The sequence below is a fragment of the Sphingomonas sp. genome, from assembly GCF_035490575.1.
Lineage (GTDB): Bacteria > Pseudomonadota > Alphaproteobacteria > Sphingomonadales > Sphingomonadaceae > Sphingomonas.
In genome coordinates, this window is record NZ_DATJLI010000126.1 from 25,368 (window position 1) to 31,787 (window position 6,420).

General features: G+C 65.1%; 6 protein-coding genes and 1 pseudogene. 1 reads left to right on the forward strand and 6 read right to left on the reverse strand.

What is annotated here, in order from left to right; genetic code table 11:
* Window positions 1-51 precede the first annotated feature (51 nt).
* On the forward strand, window positions 52-1,854 hold the full coding sequence (locus VL973_RS09555; RefSeq protein ID WP_325283791.1) for an amidohydrolase: 1,803 nt from the start codon (window positions 52-54) through the stop codon (window positions 1,852-1,854).
* Window positions 1,855-1,919: 65 nt separating this feature from the next.
* Here the strand turns inward: VL973_RS09555 and VL973_RS09560 are convergent, their stop codons facing one another.
* The 6 genes and pseudogenes from VL973_RS09560 to VL973_RS09585 form a co-directional block, all read right to left on the reverse strand.
* A complete protein-coding gene (locus VL973_RS09560) occupies window positions 1,920-2,903 on the reverse strand; it encodes an alpha/beta fold hydrolase (protein ID WP_325283792.1) in 984 nt (327 codons plus the stop codon).
* Window positions 2,904-2,956: 53 nt separating this feature from the next.
* A complete protein-coding gene (locus VL973_RS09565; protein ID WP_325283793.1) occupies window positions 2,957-3,640 on the reverse strand; it encodes a CPBP family intramembrane glutamic endopeptidase in 684 nt (227 codons plus the stop codon).
* 92 nt (window positions 3,641-3,732) lie between these two features.
* Window positions 3,733-4,626 (reverse strand): pirin family protein, encoded by an 894-nt coding sequence (locus VL973_RS09570; protein WP_325283796.1) that lies wholly within the window; start codon window positions 4,624-4,626, stop codon window positions 3,733-3,735.
* A 168-nt stretch (window positions 4,627-4,794) separates the two neighbouring features.
* Window positions 4,795-4,926, reverse strand: a pseudogene (locus VL973_RS09575) (GNAT family N-acetyltransferase); the annotation flags it as partial.
* 47 nt (window positions 4,927-4,973) lie between these two features.
* A complete protein-coding gene (locus VL973_RS09580; RefSeq protein WP_325283794.1) occupies window positions 4,974-5,843 on the reverse strand; it encodes an SDR family NAD(P)-dependent oxidoreductase in 870 nt (289 codons plus the stop codon).
* A gap of 18 nt (window positions 5,844-5,861) precedes the next feature.
* On the reverse strand, window positions 5,862-6,420 hold a 559-nt coding region (locus VL973_RS09585; protein WP_325283795.1), incomplete at its 5' end, for an LLM class flavin-dependent oxidoreductase.

Consider the following 6,420-nt stretch of genomic DNA (forward strand, 5'->3'; position numbering starts at 1 on the left):
GCGCCGCTGCCGCGTGGCCAAACTTCTCCAATCCAGCTTAACGAGGGCGAGATGATCAAGAGACTTTGCATTGCGTTCGTGGCGATCTCATCCTTCTCGGTGGTCCAGGCGCAACCCGCGCAGGAGCCCGGGGCCGATCTGATCGTCATCAACGCGAAGATCTTCACCGGCAACCGCGCACAGCCCGAGGCTTCGGCGCTAGCCGTCAAGAAGGGGCGCATCTATCTCGTCGGCTCCGATGCGGAGATCCTCGGCCTCAAGAACGCAAAGACAAAGGTGATCGATGCGCACAGCCGCAGGCTGATCCCCGGCATCATCGATGCCCATACCCACGTGCTCAATGACCTCGCCTACAATTACAATGTGCGGTGGGACGGCGTGCCGACGCTGGGCCGTGCGCTGGCCATGCTTCGCGAGCAGGCCAAGCGCACGCCGGAGGGCCAGTGGGTCAAGGTGATCGGGGGCTGGTCTCCCTTCCAGTTCAAGGAGAACCGCTTTCCCACGCTGGATGAACTTCAAAGTGCGGTGCCCGACCGGCCGATGATCGTGCAATATGCCTATAATCGCGCCTATCTGAACAAGCGTGGCATCGAAGCGCTTGGGCTCGGTACCGATCGCTTTCCGAAGCTGCCCGACGTTGAAGTGGAGAAGGACAGCCGCGGCAATCCCACCGGTGTGGTCCATGGCTACACCTGGTTGTTCCTCGCGCTTGAGGCCATGGTGCCGCAGCCGACGATCGACGAGCAGGTGAGTTCGATGATCTACAGCATCCGCGGCCTGAACCGGTTCGGCGTGACCTCGGTCGTCGATAATGGCGGCAGGTGGCCATATCCCGAGGCTCAGGCGCGGGTGGACGTCCTCGCACGAGACAATCGCCTGAACGTGCGCATGCCCTTCGTCGATCTGCAGCTTGGCAACGGCGGGCCGGTGAACATGGTGGACCTGGAGCTCGAAGCCATCACGCGAAAGGCGCCCATCAGCCCCGGCGAGAACCTCCATCCCGCGCTGGCACACGGCCACGAGTATCGCGGGGCAGGCGAAGTCCTGAGCGGCGACGTGCATGATCATGAGAATTTCGATCGCCCGGCCGTCATCATCGAGCCAGACAAGATGCGGCGCTTCGTCGAGCAGGACGTGCTGAAGCTGATCCGGCGGCGCATCCCGTTCCGCATGCACATCAGCTACAATGAGAATATCTCTCCCTTCCTCGACGCGTTGGAGAGGGTGAACGAGACGACGCCGCTGAACGGTCTGCGCTGGAGTCTCGAACACGCCGAGACGATCAGTCCGGAGAATATCGCTCGCGTGAAGAGATTGGGCGGTGGCATCGCGCTCGATCACAAGATGGCGCTGCACGCGGATGGCTTTATCAAGACCCATGGTCGCGAGCAGGCACTGCAGACCCCGCGCCTGCGCCAACTCGTGGATAGCGGCATGCCTCTAGCCATGACGACCGACGCCTTCCGGGCGTCCACATTCAATCCGTGGGTCGGCATCAGCTGGATGGTATCGGGCAAGTCCGTGTCCGGATCCGAGGCGCTCGCCAAGGACAACCGCCTGTCGCGCGCCGAGGCGCTGACGCTGTTCACCGCTGGCGGAGCGTGGTTCATGAACGCAGAGTCCGAATTAGGCATGATCGCGCCTGGGCACCTGGCGGACTTCGCCGTGCTCGACCGGGATTATTTCGCGGTGCCGGACGATCAGATAAAGTCTGTGTCGTCAGTGCTGACCGTCATGAACGGCAAGGTGGTCTTCGGGGCGCAGGACTATAGCGACCAGTCCCCGCAATTGCCTCCGATCCTTCCCGCCTGGTCGCCTGTCAAATACTTCGGCAGCTATCACGCGGACAAGTGAACACAGCGCATGGGGTTCCGCCGCTCGGCAACAGTGCTGCGCGGCGGGATCTGCGGATCGCGCGATCAAGCGACATCGTGTCGCTGCAGGAAACGGACGAGCTCCGCGTTCACTCTGGCGGCTGCCTCGTGCTGTACCCAATGGCCGGCATCTTCCAGTTCAACGACGTCGACGAGCCCCGGCCAGAGGGGGCGCAGATCCTCGACTGCGGGAGGATCGGGGTGAAAGAAGCGGCAAAGCCCATCCGCACCGCCCCAGATGTAGAGGCTGGGCTGCGCGATGGTGGCATTCTTGAATGCCGCGGTCAGGTCGAAGGTCACCTGAAGGACGCGATAGTAGTTCAGTCCGGTGTGGAAGCCCGATTGCTCGAACGCACGGATCGTATTGTCAACGTAGTCGCGATCTGCCCAGGCCGGAACATCGACGGGAGAGGGCCGCAGCATGTCCTTCGCAGGATCGATCGGGTCCCATCGCTCGCCGGGGGGTGGGCTGGCGGACAGCCAGTACAGCGCACTGCGGATCGTGTCCGCCGCTGGCAACAGCCGCTCGTCCGCCTCCTGCTCGGCCAGCCCGAAGGCATAATAAAGCTCCCCGAGCCCGCGGGCACGCAGATCCTCCCACAGGCTCGTGTCGCCGCGCGGTGCGAAGGGGATGCTGAGGCTGATCAGCGCGCGAAAGCGGTCCGGACGCATGATGCAGGCGCGCTGCGCATAATCGGCGCCCCAGTCGTGCCCGACAATCACGGCGGTATCGATGTCCAACGCGTCGAGCACGCCGATCAGGTCGCCGGTCACGTGGAGTGAGGTGTAGAGCCGGAAATCGTCCGGTGCGTAGCTTTGACCGAATCCGCGCATGTCCAAGGCGATGGCGCGAAAGCCGGCCTCGGCCACGGCGCGCATTTGACTGCGCCATGTCTCCGCGGTGTCCGGAAAACCATGGCAGAACAGCACCGCGGGGCCCGCGCCCTGTTCGATCACGTGGAAGGGAAGACCGTTCGCCCTGACTCGGGCGTGCCGCACGTGGAGAGCGGCGGCGGGAGTGTCTTGCATCTGGAAGTCTCCATCGGAAGCGTGGGTTGTCCGCGGAACGTCGGAGCGCCTCGTCATGCGGCCGCTTTCGCCAGCAGCATCACCGGGATCGTCGGCAGGTTGACCATGACGTGCACCATCACTGCGGGCCAGATCGAGCCGCTGCGGCGGAAGACCTCGCCTGCCGCCAGCCCGGTTACGAGGGCTGCCGGAAACACCATGTTGATGCCGTGGAAGATCGCGAAGATTACTGCGCCGCCGACCACGCCGATGACCCCGCCGTAACGCAGCAAGGCGGTGGTCACCACGCCGCGGAACAGGAATTCCTCCCCGATCGGGGTTACGATGCTGAGGAAGAAGGTGGTCGCGATCATGGTCCAGGTCCCTCCGCTCGCGCCCGTGGCGTAGACGTCCTGCGGCGTTCGCTCGTCGCCGGTCAGCGCAACATAGGCGAGGATGGCCGCACCCTTTGCAACGAACGCCAGCACGCCGGCACCGGCGCCGATCAGGATCCAACGCCAGCTCGTAGCCCGGATGCCGAACGCCGCCCACGATCGCAGGCGAAGAAGGAAGGCGGCGAAGAAGCCGGCCATTCCGCCGATGCCGGAAAGAGCGGACAGGATGATCCCGAGCGTGACCGGCTCCAACCCAAGGCGCACAAGTGCGATCGCGCCACCGATCGCGACAATGGACACGCCGGTGAGGCCGGCGACGATCTCGGAAATTTCGGGCCTCGACCCGCCAGCGCCGATTGTCATCGCGATTCCTCTTCCATGCTTATTGAACTCGGACGGATACTGGCCTCAGGCGCCGCGATCCTGGGGGAATGCAGCGACGGACTCTCGGCAGATCACGACATCGCCGGTGCCGATGGCGGCGGGCCGTCCGGCAGCGGGATGAACTCGGCGTCGTCGGCGTCCGGCAGCTTCATCCGCCCCGCTTTCCAGTCGGCGGCCGCTTGTGCGAGCCGATCCTTGGAGGAGGAAACGAAGTTCCAGTAGATGAAGCGCTCGCCGACCGGCTCGCCGCCGAGAACCATTATGGTCGCCTGCTGGCTTGCCTTCACTCGTGATGCGCCGGTGCCGAGCACCAGCATTCGCCCGGCCCCATAGTGGATGCTGTCCAGCTCGATCTCGCCGGCGGCAACGTAGAGCGCGCGCTCCTTGTGACCAGCGGGGATCTCGGCCGTCGCGCCAGGCGCCATCTCGAGATGCGCGTAGAAGAGTGGCGAGTGGGTTGCGGCACCGGCCGTCAGGCCATAGCCGCTTCCGGCGATCAGCGTCCCGACGACGCCTGCCTCTTCCCATTGCGGGAGGTCGCTGCTCGAATGATGGGAGAAGGCGGGCGCGATCTCCTCCATGCCGTCGGGTAGGGCAACCCAGGCCTGGATACCGTGCAGACGATCGCCCACGGCCCGTGCCCGTTCCAGGCGCTCGCTGTGCGTGATGCCGCTGCCGGCGGTCATCCAGTTGACCTCCTGTGGACGGATCGCCTGCTCATAGCCGAGGCTGTCGCGATGCATCAGCTCGCCGGAGAACAGGTAGCTGACGGTAGCGAGCCCGATGTGCGGGTGCGGCCGAACGTCCAGGCTGGCGTCGACGCCGGGTGGCAGGTCGATGGGACCCATGTGATCGAAGAAAATGAAGGGCCCAACCATGCGCCGCTTTGCGAATGGCAGCACGCGACCCACCTCGAAGCCGCCACCAAGGTCGCGGCGGCGTTGTTCGATAACCATTTCGATCATGACGATGCTCCCAGCTGAAATTCGTTGGCGATGATATCTGCGTATTCGGGATGGCGTGCGTGGAAGGCCGCCATGAACGGGCAGCGCAGCACCGCTTGGCGCCGGCTTGCGCGCAGCAGGTCGAAGCGCGGCCGCCAGGGCCGAGCCGATGCCATGACCGGAAAACCGCTCCGGGACGATCGTGTGGGTGAGGATGAGCTGATCGCCTTCATGGCGGTAGTAAGCCGCGGCGAGTTCGTGACTGCCATCGATGCCCAGCTCGAACCGGCTTTGGGCAGGGTTATCGTCAACGGAGTCCATAAGCTCGCTCCTCGACCCGCGATCTGGTCGCCCGATACTCTTAACTTTCAGCTCAGACCGACCAGCTTCAGCCGAAGCGCGTCCCGCTCATCGTCCGACTGCTCACGGGTGATGGGCAGCATCTCCGCAGGGTCGAAGCCGACGGCAGCGCGATGCGGGGCGGGGGACCTCCCGGCGATATCGATCACGTGCGCGGCCGCGTCTGTTGCTTCGATGCCATCCGCATGGAACTCGGCCCAGCGGGTCGCGAAGGTCTTGAACCGCGCGCCATAAAGGTGGCGCTGATCGCTGGTCATGTTGGCCGATGCGACCGCACAGGCGGCCATCATCTCGGCGGTCGCCCCGATCTTCAGCTTGGCGATCGGAGCGACCACCACGTCGATGCCGAAGGGCTTGAGTTCGGCTCGATAGACGGCCGCGAGTGCTTCAATGGCGGACATCGACGCCGCCGACAGTCCGTCGAATGGCAGGGCGAGCTCCGCCGTCCAGCTGCTCAGTTGGATCACCCGCCCTCGAGCCTTGCGAAGAGCCGGGAGGAACGCGTTGATGACCGTCAATGCGCCAAGGACATTCACGTCGAATGCGCGCTGGGCGGCACTGAGCGGAAGAGTCTCGATCGGACCGGGCGTGAGGGCGCTGGGATTGCTGATCAGGACATCCAGGCCGGCACCATCCAGCGCGTCGGAGACACCGCCCGCCCATGCTGTCGCGGCATCTGCGTTGGCGATGTCACAGGCGGTCAGGCTGACACGTTTGCCCGAGGCATGCCGGACCTCGTTCACTTCCTGGGTGGACGCCGCGGTTCCGAACACGATGCAACCGCGCGCCGCGAACGCCAGGGCGATGTCGCGGCCAAGGCCCGATCCAGCGCCGGTGATCGCAACGGAACACAGGCCGCGAGCAGGATGGAACGTCATGGTGCGTCTCCCACGTGGTCACGACCGTTGCGTGTGCTTTGCTTGTCCGCGGACCTTTGGCGCGACGTCGGTTCCGAGCAGCTCGATCGATCGCCTCATCGCTGCCGTCTCCAGCGATGCGGTGCTCATCTGGAAGGTGATGCGGGACAGGCCGCCAAGCGCCTCGTCGGCGCGGAGTACCTTCTCCACGACCGTCGCCGGCGCGCCGACGAGGAACGCCCCCTCGGGGCCGGTCATCACGTCGAACTGCTCGCGGGACGGTGGTGACCAGCCGCGTTCGCGGCCGACCGTCGCCGTCAAATGTGCCCAGCCAGGGAAGAAGGCGTCCGCGGCTGCGGCGTCGGTCTCGCCCACGAAGCCCATGGCGTGAATGCCTACCTTCAGCGTCGCGGGATTGTGGCCGGCCTGCGCGCCGACCTTCCGATACAGGTCGACGAGCGGACGAAACCGCTCGAAACTGCCCCCGATGATCGCCACCATCAGCGGAAGACCGAGCAGGCCAGCGCGCGCGAACGACTCCGGCGTGCCGCCGACGCCAAGCCAGATCGGCGAACGCGTTTGGTGCGGACGCGGGAAG

Coding starts and splice junctions, on each gene's coding strand:
- VL973_RS09570 (WP_325283796.1), bottom strand. CDS start 4,626: ATGATCGAAATGGTTATCGAACAACGCCGCCGCGACCTTGGTGGCGGC.
- VL973_RS09580 (WP_325283794.1), bottom strand. CDS start 5,843: ATGACGTTCCATCCTGCTCGCGGCCTGTGTTCCGTTGCGATCACCGGC.
- VL973_RS09560 (WP_325283792.1), bottom strand. CDS start 2,903: ATGCAAGACACTCCCGCCGCCGCTCTCCACGTGCGGCACGCCCGAGTC.
- VL973_RS09555 (WP_325283791.1), top strand. CDS start 52: ATGATCAAGAGACTTTGCATTGCGTTCGTGGCGATCTCATCCTTCTCG.
- VL973_RS09565 (WP_325283793.1), bottom strand. CDS start 3,640: ATGACAATCGGCGCTGGCGGGTCGAGGCCCGAAATTTCCGAGATCGTC.